Origin of the sequence: Photobacterium marinum, from assembly GCF_000331515.1 — a bacterium.
GTDB classification, from domain to species: Bacteria; Pseudomonadota; Gammaproteobacteria; order Enterobacterales; family Vibrionaceae; genus Photobacterium; species Photobacterium marinum.
Map to the genome: position 1 here is coordinate 16,806 of NZ_AMZO01000055.1, position 18,241 is coordinate 35,046.

Sequence of the window (18,241 nt, forward strand, 5' to 3'; positions counted from 1 at the left end):
CGGGAGGGAATGAATGGAGCGGGATCAGCAGCGGTTAGTGACTAATCGCAATTTATCTTACAAACTGGCAGAGTCGTTGGGCCAGCGTATTTTACGTGGTGAAATTATGCCGGGTGACATTTTGCCGGGTGAAATGGAATTGGGCGAGATGTACGGCGTTAGCCGAACAGCGGTTCGTGAAGCGATTAAGATGCTGGCAGCCAAAGGGATGGTTTTGCCGCGTCCGCGTATCGGTACCCGAGTACTGCCTAAGCGTAACTGGAATTACCTGGATCAGGACTTGCTGGCATGGTTGAGCTTTGATCACCACAATGAGTTAGTCGAAGAGTTTCAGCGTGTACGACTGACTTTGGAACCGGAAGCGGCAGCATTAACGGCAATTCATGCTTCCGATGAAGACCGGGCGGCGCTACAAACCCTGATGGATGAGATGTACCTGCTGGGTGACTCGTTTGATCAGGAAAAATGGATTGATGTGGATACCCGATTCCATCAGTTGATCTATTTTGCTTCGGGTAACCACTTTATCAGTCCGTTTGGTAATCTTTTCAAGGCGGTATTTGAAAACTATTTCCGGGTGATCACCCGTGACCGTCTGCTTAAATTGGATATTCACCAGCGCATTGTCGACGGTATCATGGCCCGCGATCCAGATGCGGCCCGTCAGGCAGCCATTGATTTACTGAAGTAATCAGCTATCTCTTAACGAACACTTCAATAAGACGGAGCCTTTGGCTCCGTTTCTTTTTTCTCCCACTTCTTACGACCCGATTACAATAAGAATAATTTACATTTATTTTTCATTTTCAGCTTACACATGTAAGCCAAATGTGCCATACTGCTTATCTATTGAGCATTAACTCTATTCTGGGAAGGCAAAAAGATGGCCAAGAGTGTTGCAGTGGCTGAGTCTGAGTACTCAGTTGCAGAGGAAGTAGCGAATAGCATCAGCCATGGATTAGGAATGATTTTCGGCATCGTCGGACTGGTGCTGTTGCTGAACCAGGCCCTGGATGCCAATGCGGATGCGTTGAGTATTACCAGCCTGAGTATCTATGGCGGCAGCATGATACTGCTTTACCTGGCTTCAACTCTGTACCATGCGATCCCGTTTGAGCGGGCCAAGCGGGCACTCAAAACCTTTGACCACTGTGCCATCTATTTGTTGATTGCCGGCACCTATACCCCTTTCCTGCTTATCACCTTACGAACGCCATTGGCGATTACGTTAATGGCGGTGATTTGGGGTATTGCATTGGTAGGGATTGTGCTGAAGATTATTTTCGTTTATCGCTTTAAGCGCTTGTCGCTGGCAACATACCTGACGATGGGCTGGCTTTCCCTGGTGGCGATTTATCAGCTGGCGTTGTCGCTATCGACTGGCGGGCTGGTTCTGCTGGCGGTCGGTGGCATCATTTATTCACTGGGGGTTGTGTTTTACGTCAATGAGAAGGTGCCCTATAACCATGCTATCTGGCACCTGTTTGTACTTGGTGGGACGGTCTGTCACTTTCTGGCAATTTATTTCTATGTCCATCCGGTGTAATTACTGTTAATTGAAGTTAATGTGAAAGTATTATCCAGAGAACATTGCCGTCGTTTTTGATGGGTGATTTTTTAGCCGACTGTTTGGTGAGCGTTTTTCATGAGCTCACCATTGGCTATATTTTTGTTGGTACTGTGCCAAAATCTTTTCCTGATGTAGTTTAAATTCCTCAACAGTTGGTGTTGTTCCCTGTTGCCTTTGTGCTTCCAGCCAGTCCAGCAGTTCAGTTCGTACCGGATATCCTTCTTCAATACAATAGTCTGATGCCTTTAACCAGATAGTGGGGGCTCCCAAAGTTGCCCCTGTGTACCAGGGACATGAGGTATATCCTTGGCCTTCAAGCCAGTTGTTTAGTTGCCAGCTGTAGAGCCACCAAGCCAATATAAATAACGGAAAGCAACAAATAATTATCATTATTCCACGTTGTTGCATGTGATTAGAAAATCGTCCAACCAATTGTTTCAAAAAGCCAAAAATCAGAATAGCAAAAGCAGGAATCATGAATAGAAATGGTGGTATTACAGTACGTACTTTTAAGGCTATAGGCTGTTCCCTTGTTCGACTTAGGATTTCTATTTCTTCAATTAGTGTATAGCCATATACCATTACAATTACACATAGTAACACCAGGAAAAAAAAGATCTTTACAAGCGTTAGAGAAGGGGTGAGAACAGGTGAATCAGACATATCAGTACCTTCTGCCATAATAAGGAATACCAAACAAACGGAGCATGAAGCCTACAGGATCGTAATGATACTGGCGCTCAGCTCGCTTAATATCTCTTTGGATATTGGCTAATCCTGTTCGAGTGTCTTCTTCCAGAGCTCGGAGGCTATCTGATATTCTTTTGGACAAAGAATATGAATTAATGAAAGCAGAGGTAAAAATAGTTAGAGTTCCTCCAATAACCACGACAGCTAGCATAGGACCTCCAACATAGGTGGCAATCGAGCCCCAAGCAATCCCGGAAGAGATTGCTGCTATACCTACATCTACAGCAAGCCCTCCTATAAAATCATGCCATGTCGCTTGATCATTTAACATTTGTTCAAAGGCATGGAAAGTTGCAGAAATGATGATAGTGGTAATGAAACCACCTTTAATGGCATTTTTCACACCTAATTTTCCAATGCCAAAAGAAATGACTTTGGGGTTACTGGCAAGATATTTTGTACCTGTGAGATGCTTTCTAAGACCTGAGTAACCTTTAAAAATTACATTGGATTTACCCTTGTAGATTTTTATTTGATACTTAGCAAAAGTATTACCGCTACGTTTCATTTCCAGAGCTATAGCGCCTAATACCTGAATATCCATTGTCAGAGGTATTAACCCTGAGCTGGTCTTTTAGGAACCTTTATGTTGCTCCCACGCATCAGATATTACTTTTTCCTTTTTTAGATTCTGACTAATAGACTCGATGGTTTGTATTCTACTCATGCCTTTTAAACGATTTACATTGACTACAAAGTCAATAAACTCGTTTGCATTCATTTGAATAATAGTGTGTTGATCTTTTTCAAGGGCAGATTGTATCTGCTTTTGACGTTGTCGTTGATTTAAAGTACGACGAGCATATGCCGACATAAGAAGCATCCCTACACTTAGTAAACAGTAGTATATTTATATGATAGTTAGAGAGAACTATTCAAAATTGATACTGTTTAATATTAAAAGTAGTTGTCGGCAATAATATAAAACCATTCGTGGGTATATTATTTATTGGTTTTACTTAGTTGCGAAATGATTCAAGTATTGCAGGTTGAGTCTCAACTGTAGTAATTCACTTTACTGGAGATACATCCCATTACTAATTTGGTGGTGGATCAGGAATGTGCATTTTGCATGATAGTATATACGTACTATATGGATAATATAATTTGCAACATTAATACTATGGGATGAGTTGTAAGGAGGCCGGGAAGCCTCCTTATATTTGTTTATTATGGGCTTAGTTGCGCCAGAAGGCCGGGAAGAAAACCACCAGAACTGTCAGGATTTCCAGTCTTCCCATTAGCATACCGAAACTTAAGGTCCACTTGGCCAGATCAGGCAGAGTCGCAAAGTTACCTGTCGGGCCGATGACCTCACCCATTCCCGGGCCGACGTTGGCCACCGCAGTGACTGCACCGGTAATACAGGTGATCGGATCCAGTCCCATCATGCCGAGAGCCGCGGCTACCAGAACAATGGTGATAATGAACGTCAGGGCAAAGGCAACCACAGAACGGACAATGCCGTCTGTTACCGGGCGGCCGTTATAGCGTTGGATAAACACCCCGGACGGATGGATCAGCTGCATCATTTGTTTCCGCAACAGGGCAAAGGCAACCTGGAAACGGAAAATCTTGATCCCGCCGGCCGTCGAGCCAGAACAGCCACCAACCAGCATGATAAAGGCGAAGATGATGGTAGGGAACGGTCCCCAGGAGGTGAAATCATCCAAACCGAAACCGGTTGTGGTAACCACTGAGATAATGTTGAACAGTGAAACCCTGAAGGCATCGCTGAAGGCATAGCCCAGCTCCCAAGTCAGCCACAGGGCAACCGCCAAGCCGGAACTTAATACCAATAAGGTGAAACCACGAACCTGGGCATCGCTGAATAATGCCGTGGCTTCCTTCTTTCTCAGTGCCTGAACAAACAGCAAAAATGGCAGGCCGCCGGCAAACATGAACACGATAGCGACCCAGTGCGCAGCATTGGAAAAGTGGTTCATGGAGCCGTCAGAGGTCGAATAACCGCCAGTCGACAGGGTTGTAAAGGCGTGGTTGATCGCATCGAAAGTGTTCATTCCCGCCATCATGTAACCGAGGATACACAGCAGAGTCAGGGTCAGGTAGACATTAACGATGTTCTTGGCCACGTTCTTGGTACGCGGTGAACTTTTATCTGACCAGTCCGATGATTCAGTCTGGAACAGGCGCATACCCCCGACGTTCAGCATCGGCAGGATGGCTACCCCCATCACGATAAAACCGACACCGCCGAGCCATTGCAGCGTAGAACGCCACAGCAGGATACTCGGTGCCATGTCGTCAAGCCCGCTCAGCACGGTGGAACCTGTGGTGGTGATCCCCGACATGGTCTCGAAGTATGCATCGGTAAAGCTGATGTGGTTGATAAATACAAACGGCAGCGCGGCAAAGGCACTGGCGATGGTCCACACCAAGGTGGTGATCATGAACATATCCCGAACCCCCAGTTTGAATTCGGCTGTCCGGCCGAAAGTCAGGCACAGGAAGGCCACTGAATGGGTGATCAGGACGGCGGTGGCAAAGTCAATGAATCCCCCGGTCCCGGTGAAAAAGGCCACCAGGGTCGGGACATACATAAACAGGGCGATCTTGGATAAGACCAGCCCTATGACAAATAAAATGGGACGGTAATTGACCATAACTATTACAGGAAGAACGGACTCGGTTGGAACAGGCGCTCTACGTCTGGGATATATTTCTTGTCGACCAGGAACATCACGACGTGATCATTCTGCTCGATAACAGTACGGTCGTGGGCAATAAGAACCTCATCGCCACGAACCACAGCACCGATAGTGGTACCCGGCGGCAGTTTGATATCACCGATGGCCCGGCCAACCACTTTTGATGTGGTGGCATCACCATGGGCAATCGCTTCGATGGCCTCGGCAGCACCGCGGCGCAGCGAGGATACATTGACGATATCAGCTTTACGGACGTGGGTCAGCAAGGCCGAGATGGTAGCTTGCTGCGGAGAAATCGCTATATCGATAGTACCGCCTTGCACCAGATCGACATAAGCACCACGCTGGATCAGTACCATGACTTTCTTGGCCCCCATCCGTTTTGCCAGCATCGCTGACATGATGTTGGCTTCATCGTCGTTGGTGACTGCAATGAACACGTCAATTTGTTCGATGTGTTCTTCGCTCAGCAACTCCTGATCGGACGCATCACCACAAAAGACGATGGTGTTTTCCAGCATCTCAGACAGGTTTTCTGCCCGCTCCGGATTTCGCTCAATCAGTTTGACGCTGTAGTTTTGTTCCAGGCGACGGGCCAGGCCGGCACCGATGTTACCGCCACCGACAATCATCAGGCGCTTGTACGGTTTTTCCAGTCGCTGCAGCTCACTCATCACTGAACGAATGTGGTTGCTGGCAGCAACGAAGAAGACTTCGTCATCGGCTTCGATAATGGTGGTTCCCTGCGGGCGGATTGGACGGCCCTGACGGAAAATTGCGGCAACCCGGGTGTCAACGTGCGGCATGTGCTCGCGCAGTGCCGACAGGGCGTTACCAACCAGCGGACCGCCGTAATAAGCTTTAACCGCAACCAGACCGACTTTGTCTTCGGCAAAACCGACAACCTGCAGTGCGCCCGGGTATTCTATCAAGCGCTGGATATAGCCGGTAACCAGCTCTTCCGGAGCGATCAGGTGATCGACTGGCACCGCATCCGACTGGAACAGCTGCTCTTTTTCTCGCAGGTATTCCGGCGAACGGATACGGGCTACCCGGTTCGGGGTGTTATACAGCGTAAAAGCAATCTGGCATGCAATCATGTTGGTTTCGTCAGAGTTAGTGACAGCAACCAGCATGTCGGCATCCTGTGCACCGGCATCTCTCAGGGTTCGGGGGTGACTGGCAAAACCCTGTACGACACGCAGATCGTACTTGTCCTGCAATTCGCGCAGGCGTTCAGGATCTTTATCAACGATGGTGATGTCGTTGTTTTCACCAACCAGGTTTTCGGCCAGTGTACCGCCGACCTGGCCAGCGCCAAGGATGATAATTTTCATAGCATATATGCCTGATTATTTATTCTGCTTAAGGTTACTACGCTTGTGGCCATAGGCCATCCTAGGAAACTCAGATTGCAAAAGATTCAGGTTTTTCTATTGAGCTTTTCGGATAACGGCGTAATAAAAACCGTCCATGTCATGTTCGCCCGGCAGGATCTGACGGCCCGGCTGCTCAATGTCACTGCCGATAAGTTCTGCATCAGCGGTACGAGTCAGGAAGGCTTTGACCTGATTGCAGTTTTCCTGCGGTGTGATTGAACAAGTTGCGTAAACCAGAGTACCGCCCGGCTTCAGCTGTTGCCACATGGCATCGACAATTTCCGTCTGAAGCAGAGCCAGAGCGTCGATGTCATCGGCGCGGCGTAGCCATTTGATATCCGGGTGACGGCGGATCACGCCGGTAGCCGAACATGGTGCATCCAGCAGGATACGGTCGAACTGTTCACCTTGCCACCATTGTTGCGGGTAGCGGGCGTCGGCACACAGTACCTGGGCTTTGAGGTTCAGGCGCTGCAGGTTTTCATGAACACGGGCCAGACGTTGTTCGTCGCAGTCGATGGCAACCACTTGGGTGTCCGGCTGACGCTCCATAATATGGGCTGTTTTACCGCCTGGCGCGGCACAGCAGTCCAGGATCAGTTCACCAGCTTGTGGTGCCAAGTATTCAACAGACAGCTGAGCTGCCGCATCCTGGACTGATACCCAGCCGTCGGCAAAGCCAGGTAGCTTGCTGACATCACAAGGAGCCAGCAGACGCAGGGCATCCTGGGCTTCCGGGTGAATATCGGTTTCGATGCCAGCCTGGTTCAGCAGTTCTCGGTATTCATCACGGGTGTGGTGGCGGCGGTTAACGCGCAGCCACATTGGTGCCTTGGTATTGTTGGCATCGACAATGGCTTCGAATTGTTGCGGGTAGCTTTCTTTCAGCAGCTTAAGCAACCAGCCCGGGTGGCCGTAACGGCCGGCGTCGTGGCTTTGCGCTTGAGCATCGAGTGCTTCCTGTTGGCGCTGGTAATTACGCAGTACCGCATTGAGCAGGCCACGAAGCTGAGGTTTTTTAAGGTTCTTGGTGGCGTTAACTGTTTCGGCAACGGCTGCATGGGCCGGAATGCGCATGTAACCCAACTGGTACAGGCCGACTAGGATCAGGTGGTGGAAAACACGTTGTTTGCCTTTTAGCGGTTTGTCCATCAGCTGGTTGGTGATGGATTCCAGTCGTGGCAGCCAGCGTAGGACGCCGTAGCAGATTTCCTGCAGCAGGGCGTGGTCTCGGTCTCGGATCGTTTGCTGGGCAGCTGGCAGGGCGTTGGACAGGGATTGGCCCTGATCAACAACCTGATAAACAACCTTGGCTGCAGCGGCTCTTACGTTCATTCGTATTTCCTGAAGTTATATTTGCGAATGCACTTCGGTGATGAGTCTGTGGCATTCGCAGCAATCATTGTTTCATTTCCATAGGAGGAAAAGAAAAGCCAGTGCAAGCACTGGCTCGGTTATTACAGTTTGGTGCCGGGTTCAAACCATTCACGGCGCGAGTTCAGCAGATCCTGCGCTTTCATGGCTTTTTTGCCCGGAGGTTGCAGCTCGGTCAGGCGTAGTGCACCTTCGCCGGTAGCGACCAGAATGCCGTGTTTGTCGGCAGCCAGAATTGTCCCCGGTGCTTTACCCTGGTTATCGGCTTCTACTTCGGCCTTCCATACTTTGATGTTTTGCTCGGCAACTGCGAAGTAGCTCATTGGCCATGGGTTGAATGCGCGGATGCAGCGTTCAATGGCAGCGGCGTCCATTGACCAGTCGACTTTCGCTTCTTCTTTGCTCAGCTTTTTGGCGTAGTTGGCCAAATCGTCGTTTTGTTTTTCTGGTACAGCTGTACCGTCGGCAATGTCACCAAGGCAGTCAATCAGGGCATCCGGACCCAGCTCGGCCAGTTTTTCATACATAGTGGCACTGGTGTCGGTCGCTTCAATTGGCAGAGTGGCAATTTTCAGCATGTCGCCGGTATCCAGACCTTCGTCCATCTGCATGATGGTCACACCGGTCTCTTTATCACCGGCCCAGATAGAACGCTGGATTGGAGCCGCGCCGCGCCAACGAGGCAGGATGGAGCCGTGGACGTTGATACAGCCCAGTTTTGGTGTTTCCAGAACTTCAGTCGGTAGCAGAAGGCCGTAGGCTACAACTACCATGATATCGGCATTCAACGCTGCCAGCTCTTGCTGGGCTTCTTCATTGCGCAGTGATGCTGGCTGGTAAACCGGGATATCATGCTCAAGGGCGATATTTTTCACCGGACTGGCCGTTAATTTTTTACCGCGGCCTGCCGGGCGATCCGGCTGGGTGTAAACGGCGATAACTTCATGCTGTGAAGACAACAACGCCGCCAGGTGACGGGCGGCGAAGTCTGGGGTACCAGCAAATACAATACGTAACGGTTTGCTCAAGGTAACCTCTATATTATTGGTTTTTTTCGTTGAAACGCTTCAGTTTTTCCATTTTTTGCTTAATACGCTGGCGCTTTAGCGGCGACAGGTAGTCAACAAACAGCTTGCCTTCAAGGTGGTCAAGCTCATGCTGGACACAGATAGCCAGCAGATCTTCAGCGTCAAAGGTAAATTCATTACCGTCACGGTCTAGCGCCTTGACGGAGACTTCTGCGGCACGCTGCACCAGGGCACGGGCACCGGGAACAGACAGGCAGCCTTCTTCAATACCGTCTTCACCGCGCTTGTCGGTGATTTCCGGATTGATAAGTACCATAGGCTGATTGCGTTCTTCAGACAGGTCGATAACTACAATGCGCTGATGAACGTTAACCTGGGTAGCAGCAAGACCGATCCCTTCTTCGTCGTACATGGTTTCAAGCATGTCGTCGACGATTTTCTGGATCTCAGGTGTAACCTTTTCTACCGGCTTGGCAACGGTACGCAGGCGCTCATCAGGGAATGTTAAAACTTGCAATACAGACATAGGTACTCGTAAAAAAATAGACTGTGCTAAAAACTAACGTAGCTTGTTTGCTCTAATTCTAGTCATTTTAAAGATCAAATAACAGCACTTGGCCTGATTTGGTAGCCCTTGTCGAGGGAACTGTCAACCTGGCGTTGCACTGTCAGAGTGATTTTGCGTATTAGAAACTGTTAACTGAAAGCAAACTTGTTATCGCGGTAATGAAAGGAGTTATAGGAAACAGTGAAGCCAGCCGAAAAGCCGTTGAATGACTGGTTGTGTGCATAGACATTACCACACAGCAGTGACAACCTGCCTGTCTCAGCGGTGACAGGTGTTGTATCTCACCTGTTTTAAAGGAGTGTTTGTTGATGGATTGATGCTGAGAGATCCACTTCGCCGGGGTTTGTGCAGGGAAGGCATGGTATGAGGCTGCTTGTCTTATATTTCTCGTTATTGTTATTCATTCCGTTCTGCTGGGCCAGCCACCCCCAGCCCGTCCTTAAGAAAGATATTCCATCTGTTTATACCGTAAGAAAAGGCGATACCCTATGGGATATTTCAGAGCATTATCTGATGAACCCTTGGTTATGGCCAAATCTATGGGAAGCCAATTCATATATAAAGAACCCGCATTTGATTTATCCGGGGGATCGGCTGTATTTGGTGTGGGTTGATGGTCTCCCACGGCTCAGGGTGAAAAAAACAGTGAGGCTGTCGCCAACTATTCGTGTCAAACGTAAACCGATCACCACTCTGCCTGAATCGATGATGTTCCCTTACCTGGCTGGGCATCAATTGCTGGAACCATCGAAACTGGAAGGTTTACCCCGGGTTTTAGGTAATAGCCGTAATAAAGGTTATATGTCGCCAGGAGATTCGGTTTGGGTTGATACTACCTTGGATCAAAATAAAAACTGGTGGGTATATAGACCGGATACGCAATTCAACCGTCGTCAGTCATCTGAGGGTAAAAATGGTGAGATACGTTGGCAGACAGTAGTGCTAAAAGAGATCGCCAGAGTAACGGTTACAGGGTTTGAGGAGGGACTCAGCCAAGTAAGGGGGGATAAACTTCGAGAAGAAATCCGCCAGAATGACGTGTTATTGCCGGTCCCACTTTCCGGAACTGAGCTGGATCTGAGTTTTGTTCCGTCACCACCGCCACCAAAGGTTGAGGCTAAGGTTCTGGGGCAGCTGGAAGGTCATCATTATATTGCGTCGTCTGAGGTAGTGGTGATTGACCGTGGTCTCCTTGATAAGTTGGTCGCCGGTAATGTGTTTCAGCTTTATCGTTCCGCAGCAGTGGTAAAGGGGAGCAAGGGGGGGTACCACTACAAAGATAGCCTTCTTCGTTTTGGTCATTATCAGTTAAGCGATGTGCCGATAGGTGAGGTAATGGTAATTCGTCCTTATGAGCACTTCAGTTTGGCTGTTGTAACACGTGCCAGTGAGCCTTTCCGTGCCGGCGTGTTGGCGTTGCCGCCACGAATCGCTGAATTTTGACCCTGTTACGGAGAAAGCCATGAGTGATTTAGCGAGCTGGCTGACCTTGGCTGATGTTCCTTATATAGGGGGCTATCGGATCAGCCAATTACTGCAGCATGGTACACCACAGCAATTGTGCCAGATGCCTGCTGAGCAGTTGATGACATTAGGGCTTAAATCGGCCCAGATATCCCGTATTCATCAGCCTCGCATACAGCATATTGAACGTTGTCTGGCGTGGGCTGAGCAGCCATATCAGACTATCCTGACACTAGATTCACCTAATTATCCCCCATTACTCAAAGAAATCACCTCGGCGCCGCCACTGCTGTTTGTTCGGGGGGAGCCTCATTGGTTACACGAACCGCAACTTGCCATAGTCGGCAGTCGCTCGGCCAGTATTGACGGTCGCGAGTCCGCCTATGAATTTGCTGCTTCTCTGGTGGCAGCCAATTATGTGGTAACCAGCGGGTTGGCGCTGGGAGTTGATGGTCAGGCTCATTACGGCGCGTTGAAAAATGGCGGAGCGACAATTGCGGTGCTGGGCTCCGGGATAGATCAGATCTACCCTGCCCGACATCGGGAGCTGGCTTCACAAATAGTGGAACAGGGCGTGCTCGTTTCCGAGTTTTGGCCGGATGAAAGGCCCAGACCGCAGAACTTTCCACGACGTAACCGGGTGATCAGTGGATTGTCTGTCGGCGTATTAGTAATAGAGGCGGCGGAAAAAAGTGGTTCGCTTATTACTGCTCGCTATGCACTTGAGCAAGGGCGTGAAGTTTTCGCTTTGCCTGGTTCTATTAATTACCCTGGCAGCCGTGGTTGTAATGCATTAATTAAATCCGGTGCTAAATTGGTAGAAAGCCCGGTCGATATATTTGATGAGGTAGGTGTCTTAACGGAGTGTGTGAAAAATAACCAGTTAAACTCGCCGTTGCCACAACCTGAAAATGAAGAATTGCCATTTTCCATGCTGTTGGCTAACGTAGGCAATGAAGCAACACCCGTAGATGTAGTTGCTGAACGCTGTAAACTGCCCGTACATCAAGTTATGATGCAACTATTGGAACTGGAATTGTGCGGTGCGGTCAGAACAGTGCCCGGTGGCTATATCAAAACGAGGAGGGGCTAGTTATGATGGATATCTTAATGTACCTGTTTGAAACCTATATCCACAGCGATGCTGAGCTGTTGGTGGATCAGGACGAACTTTCAGATGAATTGCTGCGTGCTGGCTTTCATCAGGAAGATATCTATAAAGCTCTGACATGGTTAGAGAAGCTGGCTGCATTGCAAGATACTGAAGATACACCGTACATGAATAACAGTGCCGTCACTTCTATTCGTGTATATACAGCTCAGGAAATGGCGCGGCTTGATACATCCTGCCGGGGCTTTCTGACTTATCTTGAGCAAATCCATGTTCTTTGTGCCGATACGCGCGAAATGGTGATTGACCGCGTCATGGAGCTTGAGACTGCCGATTTTAACCTCGATGATCTGAAATGGATTATCCTGATGGTGCTGTTTAATGCGCCGGGCAATGAAAGTGCTTACAGCCAGATGGAAGAGCTCCTTTACGGCGCTGAAGACGGTTATATCCATTAATCGCATCCTTTGAGGATGCGAATGAAAGAGTTGTATGTCCGGAAAAATTAACGATCAATTATTTTCAGCCCATGAGCATGCTTTGGATCAGGAGCAAACCTGCCCGAAGTGTGGCTCTAAGCTGGTTATTCGTAACAGCAAACGCGGTCCGTTTTGGGGCTGTGCCGCCTACCCTGTTTGTGATTACATTAAGTCACTCAGCCAGAACGATGGTCATATCGTGAAATATCTCGGTAAACCTTGCCCTGACTGTGGCAGCGAGCTGCTGCTCCGCCAGGGTCGATACGGTATGTTTATCGGTTGTGACGGATACCCTGACTGCCAGCACATTGAGTCACCGGAGAAAAAGGCGGAAGATACCAAGCTGATGTGTCCGGAATGCGGGAAGGGGCATTTGATCGAAAGAAAGTCGCGTTATGGCAAGGTTTTCTATGCCTGTGATCAATACCCGTCTTGTCGTTTTGCCATTAACAATAAGCCTATTGCTGGTGAATGCCAGTCATGTGGCTTTGGATTGTTGATCGAAAAGAAGCTGGCCAGTGGTACCAAACAGCAATGTGCCGACAGAAAATGTCACGCTTATCAGGAATAACACTTCGTTAGTGCGAAGTTGTGGAATCGAAAACAAGGCCAGCAGAGATGCTGGCCTTGTTTATATGGTTTATTTACAGAGTACCGGGAATGCAGCAGGATCGAGGTAAACCGCCAACTCGCCCAGTTTGTCATTTAACTCATCCAAAGAATTGGCGCAGACATTGATGTGCCCCATTTTTCGTCCCGGACGTTTTTCTTTGCCGTACCAGTGAACATGGCACTGCGGCAGAGACAGAATTTCATCTGCCAGAGTGTCCTCACCCAGAATATTGACCATGGCGGTTGATCTCAGCAGTGTGGTATTGCCTAAAGGTAATCCGCATACAGCCCGCAGGTGGTTTTCAAACTGGCAGGTTTCGGCACCCTGTTGGGTCCAGTGACCTGAGTTGTGGACTCGTGGTGCAATTTCGTTAACCAGCAATTTCCCGCCGACATCGAAAAATTCGATAGCCAGGACTCCCACATAATCCAGGGTTTCAGCTACAGCTTTAAACATGGTTTCAGCTTGTGATTGTAGCTGGCTGTCTGTTTTGCCGGCTACTGAAAGGCTGAGTACCCCGTTGTGGTGGGTGTTTTCCGTCAGTGGATAGACGGCGATGCTACCATCTTTGCCCCGGGCACCGATCAGGGAGACTTCACGGTCAAAAGGAACAAACTCCTCTGCCACAATAGCCTGATCTGGGGTTGCAGCAAGGAAAGGGCTGATTTCTTGCCATAGTTGATCGGCTTGTTCGACGGAAGTGAAGCGCCACTGCCCTTTTCCGTCATATCCGCCCAGCGCACCTTTGAGTACCATTGGAATGCCGACAGTATTGACTGCCTGTTCCAGATCATCGCGATTGTTGATTATCTGATAGCGGGCACTGGCAACGCTGGCGCGATCAAGTAGTTTTTTTTCCAGCCGCCGGTCACCGCCGGCTTTAATTGCTTGGGTTGTTGGCTGTAGTTTGCCGCTGGCCTCGCAGACCTCAAGAATGTTGTGGGGAATATGCTCAAACTCTGCGGTGATCACATCGGCATAGGTTACTGCAGTATCCAGCCCTTTCATCATCAGTTGCTGGGTCAGCGGATGGACAACCTGACCCGAGCCGACATCGTAAGCCAGTACTTCGATATTCAGAGGTGCACCGGCCAGCGCCATCATTCGAGCCAGCTGTCCGGCTCCAAGTACTAAGACTTTCATTATTGCGCATCCTCTGCCGGATTCGGGTTGCTGAGAACAGTATCTGTCTGCTCTTTGCGGAAAGTGTCGATAGCTGCCATTACTTCACTGTCCTGGGTGCCGATGATCTGGGCTGCCAGCAACCCGGCATTGGCGGCCCCTGCTTCACCGATCGCCAGGGTGCCGACAGCAACTCCTTTGGGCATCTGAACAATGGAGAGCAATGAATCCATGCCTTTCAGGGCGCGAGACTGTACGGGAACGCCCAACACCGGCAGGCTGGTAAAAGCCGCAGTCATTCCCGGTAGGTGAGCGGCACCGCCGGCTCCGGCGATGATGACTTTTATGCCGCGTGACTGGGCGTTCTCGGCATATTCAGCCAGCAGATGAGGAGTTCGGTGAGCAGACACCACTTTGGTTTCATAAGGAATATTGAAGCGTTCCAGCATTTCAGCGGCATGTTGCATGGTTGGCCAGTCAGACTTTGAGCCCATGATAATCCCGACTTTCATCCCGATCTCCTTTGGGTTGCTTAAAATGAAGGCATGAGTTTTGTTGCGTGCATTATACGATGTTCAATCACCAACGCAAACGTTTGCGCTGGTGGTTTTGTTTCATTGTATTATCCGCGTAGAGTTAAGACACTTGACTCTGTATGATAGGTAAACAAATAGTTAAATCTGGCATCTGCCATGATTATAAATTGAGGGTAAAGTGGAAAATCTATCGCAAGTTGTTGCTGCTCTGAAGCAAGGTGACGTTATCGCCTATCCTACTGAAGCTGTGTTTGGGGTTGGCTGTGACCCTGATAATGAGCAAGCGGTTATGAAACTTCTGGCGCTCAAGCAGCGTCCGGTTGAAAAAGGCTTGATCCTGATTGCGGCTGATTTTGAGCAGCTGACACCTTATGTTGATGACAGCCAACTGACTGATGAGCAAATGCAGCGGATCCGGGCGACTTGGCCGGGACCTGTTACCTGGGTGATGCCGACCAAACCAGGCGTGCCTAAATTTTTGACCGGTCAGTTCGATACGATTGCCGTTCGGGTAACAGACCATCCACTGGTTCAAGAGTTGTGCCGCCAGTTTGGTAAGCCGTTAACCTCGACCAGCGCCAATTTAACAGGTCAGGTGCCGGGGCGTACAGCGGAAGAAGTGAAACAGCAATTGGGCGAGTTTTTACCTGCGATCCTGCAGGGTGAAACCGGTGGTCGTGATAACCCGTCTGAAATTCGCGATGCCATCACAGGGAAAGTGTTCCGCCAAGGATAAAACTATTATGCAAGAAGTCAGCAAACAAGCGGTAAAGGCATTTCTACTCGAACTTCAGGATCGCATTTGTCAGGCGCTTGAGCAGCAAGACGGTGAAGCGATTTTTGAACAGGACCATTGGGAACGTGAACAGGGTGGCGGCGGACGCAGTCGTGTTTTGCGCCAAGGGCGGGTGTTTGAGCAGGCTGGAGTGAATTTCTCGCATGTGTTTGGTACTGAGATGCCGGCATCTGCGACGGCGCACCGTCCGGAGTTGGCTGGACGAAGTTTTGAGGCCATGGGAGTCTCTTTAGTCATCCATCCGAATAACCCCTATGCACCGACTTCGCATGCTAATGTCCGTTTCTTTATTGCCGAGAAAGAAGGCGAGGCACCGGTTTGGTGGTTCGGCGGTGGCTTTGACCTTACACCGTTTTATCCGTTTGCTGAGGATTGCCAGCATTGGCACGATACGGCTAAGGCCATTTGTGCACCTTACGGCGATGATGTTTATCAGCAGCACAAAGAGTGGTGTGATAGGTACTTCTACCTTCCTCATCGTAATGAAACCCGCGGTGTCGGTGGTTTATTTTTCGATGATCTCAACGACTGGGGATTTGAGAAGTGTTTCAGCTATATAAAAGCAGTTGGCAATGGTTACTTGGATGCTTACCTACCGATTGTCGAAAAGCGTCACCCTACCCCGTATGGTGAAAGAGAGCGAGAATTCCAGCTTTATCGTCGCGGGCGTTATGTCGAATTCAACCTGGTCTATGATCGCGGGACGCTGTTTGGTCTGCAAAGCGGTGGCCGGACTGAGTCGATTTTGATGTCGATGCCGCCGTTAGTCCGCTGGGAGTATGGTTACCAGCCGGAACCTGGTAGTGCTGAAGCTGATCTTTATGATAATTATCTTCACCCTCGGGACTGGTAACGGATGATAACTATTTGTGCTGAATAAAGGGCAGTGATAGGGTCGATGAATCGACCCTATCTTTTTGAAATTCTCGTTATCTGGAATAGCCTCATGGATAAGTACGTTGTTTTCGGCAACCCGATTGCCCAGAGTAAATCTCCTTTAATCCATACCTTGTTTGCCCGCCAGACGTCTCAGACGATGACTTATGAAGCTCAGCTTGTTCCTTTAGGTGGTTTTCAAGCCGCGGCGGATGATTTTTTCTCTTCGGGCGGGCGTGGCTGTAACATTACCGTTCCTTTCAAGGAAGAGGCTTTCCGCTACGCGACTCAACTTACTGAGCGCGCTAAACTGGCTGGTGCCGTCAATACCCTGAAAAAGCTTGATGATGGCGTAATTCTCGGAGATAACACTGATGGTGAAGGTCTGGTGCAGGATTTAATTCAGCATCAGGTTGAACTGAAGGGAAAAAGAATTTTATTGATTGGTGCAGGCGGTGCGGCTCGAGGTGTTATATTACCTTTGTTGGCTCAGCAGCCTGCGCAGTTGACCATAACTAACCGAACCTTGTCTAAAGCCGAGCAATTAGCTGAGCTGTTTTCCCCATACGGTCAGGTGGAAGCTTCAGCGTTAGATGATTTGGATGCGCCGGTGTTTGATGTGATCATTAATTCGACGTCAGCCAGTCTGAGTGGTCAGCTGCCTGGTATCTCAGAGCAGCTTATTACGCCGGATGTTATCTGTTATGACATGGTATACGGTTCGGCGACCACGACTTTTAATCAATGGGCTCAGGATTTGGGTGCAGTCATGACACTTGATGGTCTCGGTATGCTTGTCGGTCAGGCGGCAGAAAGTTTTATGTTGTGGCGCGGGTTGCGCCCGGGAGCCAAACAAGTACAACGAGAACTGCGCCGTATCATGCAGGAATAAATATGAATCAAGATATCTTATTTGCCGATATTCAACTTTGGGATAGCAACAGACAAGCCGTGAACTTCCCTGCTCAGCAGGCCGGCGCTTTGATCACCTGTTGGGTCAGCCTGGACTGGCTGCAAAAGAAAGCGGATAAGCCTCTGACAGAGGAAGCCGATATCCTTTCTGCCTTTTCTGTTTATCGCTTTGATCTGGAAGAATTGGCTGAAGAGATGATTGAAAACGAAGACTTTAATCAAGACGGCGATATTGAAATCGGCTGACCGAGCTATAGCTCGGCCAGATATTCATTTTTCAGTCGGACATAGTTATCGGCTGATGTCGGCAGAAAAGCCCGCTCTTTATCACTTAAGGGGCGGGCTTTTTTAATTGGACTGCCCAGATAAAGATAACCACTTTCCAGATGCTTGCCTGGTGGAACTAGGCTACCGGCACCGATGATGACATCATCTTCAATGACTGCGCCATCAAGAATGATAACCCCCATCCCCACCAATACCCGGTTCCCTACTCTGCAGCCATGAAGCATCGCTTTATGACCGATAGTCACATCCTCGCCTATAATAAGGGGATGGCCTTGAGGGTTCTCAATCGTTTTGCGACTGACATGTAGGACAGTTCCATCCTGAATGTTGGTTCGGGCACCAATAGTGATGTTGTTTACATCACCTCTGGCAGCAACAAGAGGCCAAATACTGGCATCTTCTCCTAGGGTGATAGCCCCGATTAAGACGGAAGAGCCATCAACATAAACACTGGCAGGTATTTCTGGGGTGTTTCCTTTATAGGGACGCAGCGGATTTGATGACATATAGGACAGCCTTCTCTTTCTTATTTGAAATGAGAATAGCGAAGGAGTGATCTGATTTGCAGCGAAAAGTGCTGTAATTGATCGTTAATTGTTCGGTTGTGCGAGGGTGACAAGTTTATTTCAAATTACCGCTTGCCAATGTGATCGAAGTCTCTATAATGCAACCCCACTGACACGAAACACGACAGCGAATGTCGCTA

Annotated in this window: 21 protein-coding genes; 10 read left to right on the forward strand and 11 right to left on the reverse strand. The window is 49.2% G+C overall.

The features are described from left to right. The first annotated feature begins 13 nt into the window (after nt 1-13). Together C942_RS23855 and trhA are read left to right on the forward strand one after the other, a co-directional pair. Nucleotides 14-691, forward strand: coding sequence for a FadR/GntR family transcriptional regulator (locus C942_RS23855; protein WP_007471391.1), 678 nt, complete (start codon nt 14-16; stop codon nt 689-691). A 192-nt stretch (nt 692-883) separates the two neighbouring features. After that, the gene (gene trhA / locus C942_RS23860) at nt 884-1,546 is read left to right on the forward strand and encodes a PAQR family membrane homeostasis protein TrhA (protein WP_007471393.1); all 663 of its coding nucleotides are present in this window, start codon (nt 884-886) and stop codon (nt 1,544-1,546) included. Between the two features lie 105 nt (nt 1,547-1,651). On the opposite strand, the gene C942_RS23865 is transcribed toward trhA, so the two are convergent. From C942_RS23865 to def, 8 genes are all read right to left on the reverse strand, one after another. After that, nucleotides 1,652-2,251, reverse strand: a complete 600-nt coding sequence (locus C942_RS23865; RefSeq protein WP_157372683.1) for a hypothetical protein — start codon at nt 2,249-2,251, stop codon at nt 1,652-1,654. Continuing rightward, complete coding sequence (locus tag C942_RS24495; protein ID WP_007471397.1) at nt 2,235-2,864, reverse strand: hypothetical protein; 630 nt, start codon at nt 2,862-2,864, stop codon at nt 2,235-2,237. Before C942_RS24495 ends, C942_RS23865 begins: the two co-directional genes overlap by 17 nt. 30 nt (nt 2,865-2,894) lie before the next feature. Further along, nucleotides 2,895-3,134 (reverse strand): hypothetical protein, encoded by a 240-nt coding sequence (locus tag C942_RS23875; RefSeq protein ID WP_036801725.1) that lies wholly within the window; start codon nt 3,132-3,134, stop codon nt 2,895-2,897. 364 nt (nt 3,135-3,498) lie between these two features. Further along, the gene (locus tag C942_RS23880; RefSeq protein ID WP_036801728.1) at nt 3,499-4,944 is read right to left on the reverse strand and encodes a TrkH family potassium uptake protein; all 1,446 of its coding nucleotides are present in this window, start codon (nt 4,942-4,944) and stop codon (nt 3,499-3,501) included. 5 nt (nt 4,945-4,949) lie between these two features. Beyond that, nucleotides 4,950-6,326, reverse strand: a complete 1,377-nt coding sequence (trkA, locus tag C942_RS23885; RefSeq protein WP_007471400.1) for a Trk system potassium transporter TrkA — start codon at nt 6,324-6,326, stop codon at nt 4,950-4,952. 96 nt (nt 6,327-6,422) lie between these two features. Then, complete coding sequence (rsmB, locus tag C942_RS23890) at nt 6,423-7,703, reverse strand: 16S rRNA (cytosine(967)-C(5))-methyltransferase RsmB (protein ID WP_007471401.1); 1,281 nt, start codon at nt 7,701-7,703, stop codon at nt 6,423-6,425. 122 nt (nt 7,704-7,825) lie between these two features. After that, the gene (gene fmt / locus C942_RS23895; protein ID WP_007471402.1) at nt 7,826-8,770 is read right to left on the reverse strand and encodes a methionyl-tRNA formyltransferase; all 945 of its coding nucleotides are present in this window, start codon (nt 8,768-8,770) and stop codon (nt 7,826-7,828) included. 13 nt (nt 8,771-8,783) lie between these two features. Continuing rightward, a complete protein-coding gene (def, locus tag C942_RS23900; protein WP_007471403.1) occupies nt 8,784-9,296 on the reverse strand; it encodes a peptide deformylase in 513 nt (170 codons plus the stop codon). Nucleotides 9,297-9,701: 405 nt separating this feature from the next. On the opposite strand from def, the gene C942_RS23905 reads away from it, so the two are divergent. From C942_RS23905 to C942_RS23920, 4 genes are read left to right on the forward strand one after another with little or no spacing between them, the layout of a single operon-like run. Continuing rightward, nucleotides 9,702-10,781 carry a LysM peptidoglycan-binding domain-containing protein gene (locus C942_RS23905; protein WP_007471405.1) on the forward strand — a complete coding sequence of 360 codons (1,080 nt, stop codon included), beginning with the start codon at nt 9,702-9,704 and terminating at the stop codon, nt 10,779-10,781. Nucleotides 10,782-10,800: 19 nt separating this feature from the next. Next, nucleotides 10,801-11,895 (forward strand): DNA-processing protein DprA, encoded by a 1,095-nt coding sequence (gene dprA, locus C942_RS23910; RefSeq protein ID WP_007471406.1) that lies wholly within the window; start codon nt 10,801-10,803, stop codon nt 11,893-11,895. Between the two features lie 2 nt (nt 11,896-11,897). After that, the gene (locus C942_RS23915; RefSeq protein WP_007471407.1) at nt 11,898-12,371 is read left to right on the forward strand and encodes a DUF494 family protein; all 474 of its coding nucleotides are present in this window, start codon (nt 11,898-11,900) and stop codon (nt 12,369-12,371) included. 34 nt (nt 12,372-12,405) lie between these two features. Continuing rightward, on the forward strand, nt 12,406-12,963 hold the full coding sequence (locus C942_RS23920; protein WP_007471408.1) for a DNA topoisomerase family protein: 558 nt from the start codon (nt 12,406-12,408) through the stop codon (nt 12,961-12,963). Nucleotides 12,964-13,032: 69 nt separating this feature from the next. On the opposite strand, the gene C942_RS23925 is transcribed toward C942_RS23920, so the two are convergent. Continuing rightward, nucleotides 13,033-14,148, reverse strand: a complete 1,116-nt coding sequence (locus C942_RS23925; protein WP_007471409.1) for a 5-(carboxyamino)imidazole ribonucleotide synthase — start codon at nt 14,146-14,148, stop codon at nt 13,033-13,035. Continuing rightward, entirely contained in the window at nt 14,148-14,639 is a 492-nt protein-coding gene (purE, locus tag C942_RS23930; RefSeq protein WP_007471410.1) for a 5-(carboxyamino)imidazole ribonucleotide mutase, read from the reverse strand. The genes C942_RS23925 and purE overlap by 1 nt, the downstream gene beginning before the upstream one ends. Before the next feature lie 202 nt (nt 14,640-14,841). On the opposite strand from purE, the gene tsaC reads away from it, so the two are divergent. From tsaC to C942_RS23950, 4 genes are all read left to right on the forward strand, one after another. Then, the gene (gene tsaC / locus C942_RS23935) at nt 14,842-15,399 is read left to right on the forward strand and encodes an L-threonylcarbamoyladenylate synthase type 1 TsaC (protein WP_007471411.1); all 558 of its coding nucleotides are present in this window, start codon (nt 14,842-14,844) and stop codon (nt 15,397-15,399) included. A 7-nt stretch (nt 15,400-15,406) separates the two neighbouring features. Next, the gene (gene hemF / locus C942_RS23940) at nt 15,407-16,312 is read left to right on the forward strand and encodes an oxygen-dependent coproporphyrinogen oxidase (protein WP_007471412.1); all 906 of its coding nucleotides are present in this window, start codon (nt 15,407-15,409) and stop codon (nt 16,310-16,312) included. A gap of 93 nt (nt 16,313-16,405) precedes the next feature. Continuing rightward, on the forward strand, nt 16,406-17,227 hold the full coding sequence (aroE, locus tag C942_RS23945; protein ID WP_007471413.1) for a shikimate dehydrogenase: 822 nt from the start codon (nt 16,406-16,408) through the stop codon (nt 17,225-17,227). Nucleotides 17,228-17,229: 2 nt separating this feature from the next. Further along, the gene (locus tag C942_RS23950; RefSeq protein WP_007471414.1) at nt 17,230-17,493 is read left to right on the forward strand and encodes a DUF1488 family protein; all 264 of its coding nucleotides are present in this window, start codon (nt 17,230-17,232) and stop codon (nt 17,491-17,493) included. Between the two features lie 5 nt (nt 17,494-17,498). Here the strand turns inward: C942_RS23950 and C942_RS23955 are convergent, their stop codons facing one another. Next, on the reverse strand, nt 17,499-18,041 hold the full coding sequence (locus C942_RS23955) for a gamma carbonic anhydrase family protein (RefSeq protein ID WP_007471415.1): 543 nt from the start codon (nt 18,039-18,041) through the stop codon (nt 17,499-17,501). Nucleotides 18,042-18,241: the final 200 nt, after the last annotated feature.

What these genes read in the sequence shown, in the direction of transcription:
- C942_RS23865 (WP_157372683.1), bottom strand. Translation starts at nt 2,251, where the DNA reads ATGGCAGAAGGTACTGATATGTCTGATTCACCTGTTCTCACCCCTTCT.
- C942_RS23920 (WP_007471408.1), top strand. Translation starts at nt 12,406, where the DNA reads ATGTCCGGAAAAATTAACGATCAATTATTTTCAGCCCATGAGCATGCT.
- C942_RS23925 (WP_007471409.1), bottom strand. Translation starts at nt 14,148, where the DNA reads ATGAAAGTCTTAGTACTTGGAGCCGGACAGCTGGCTCGAATGATGGCG.
- trhA (WP_007471393.1), top strand. Translation starts at nt 884, where the DNA reads ATGGCCAAGAGTGTTGCAGTGGCTGAGTCTGAGTACTCAGTTGCAGAG.
- C942_RS23950 (WP_007471414.1), top strand. Translation starts at nt 17,230, where the DNA reads ATGAATCAAGATATCTTATTTGCCGATATTCAACTTTGGGATAGCAAC.
- hemF (WP_007471412.1), top strand. Translation starts at nt 15,407, where the DNA reads ATGCAAGAAGTCAGCAAACAAGCGGTAAAGGCATTTCTACTCGAACTT.
- C942_RS23880 (WP_036801728.1), bottom strand. Translation starts at nt 4,944, where the DNA reads ATGGTCAATTACCGTCCCATTTTATTTGTCATAGGGCTGGTCTTATCC.
- C942_RS23915 (WP_007471407.1), top strand. Translation starts at nt 11,898, where the DNA reads ATGATGGATATCTTAATGTACCTGTTTGAAACCTATATCCACAGCGAT.
- dprA (WP_007471406.1), top strand. Translation starts at nt 10,801, where the DNA reads ATGAGTGATTTAGCGAGCTGGCTGACCTTGGCTGATGTTCCTTATATA.
- C942_RS23855 (WP_007471391.1), top strand. Translation starts at nt 14, where the DNA reads ATGGAGCGGGATCAGCAGCGGTTAGTGACTAATCGCAATTTATCTTAC.
- purE (WP_007471410.1), bottom strand. Translation starts at nt 14,639, where the DNA reads ATGAAAGTCGGGATTATCATGGGCTCAAAGTCTGACTGGCCAACCATG.
- C942_RS23905 (WP_007471405.1), top strand. Translation starts at nt 9,702, where the DNA reads ATGAGGCTGCTTGTCTTATATTTCTCGTTATTGTTATTCATTCCGTTC.
- trkA (WP_007471400.1), bottom strand. Translation starts at nt 6,326, where the DNA reads ATGAAAATTATCATCCTTGGCGCTGGCCAGGTCGGCGGTACACTGGCC.
- C942_RS23875 (WP_036801725.1), bottom strand. Translation starts at nt 3,134, where the DNA reads ATGTCGGCATATGCTCGTCGTACTTTAAATCAACGACAACGTCAAAAG.
- aroE (WP_007471413.1), top strand. Translation starts at nt 16,406, where the DNA reads ATGGATAAGTACGTTGTTTTCGGCAACCCGATTGCCCAGAGTAAATCT.
- def (WP_007471403.1), bottom strand. Translation starts at nt 9,296, where the DNA reads ATGTCTGTATTGCAAGTTTTAACATTCCCTGATGAGCGCCTGCGTACC.
- C942_RS23955 (WP_007471415.1), bottom strand. Translation starts at nt 18,041, where the DNA reads ATGTCATCAAATCCGCTGCGTCCCTATAAAGGAAACACCCCAGAAATA.
- C942_RS24495 (WP_007471397.1), bottom strand. Translation starts at nt 2,864, where the DNA reads ATGGATATTCAGGTATTAGGCGCTATAGCTCTGGAAATGAAACGTAGC.
- rsmB (WP_007471401.1), bottom strand. Translation starts at nt 7,703, where the DNA reads ATGAACGTAAGAGCCGCTGCAGCCAAGGTTGTTTATCAGGTTGTTGAT.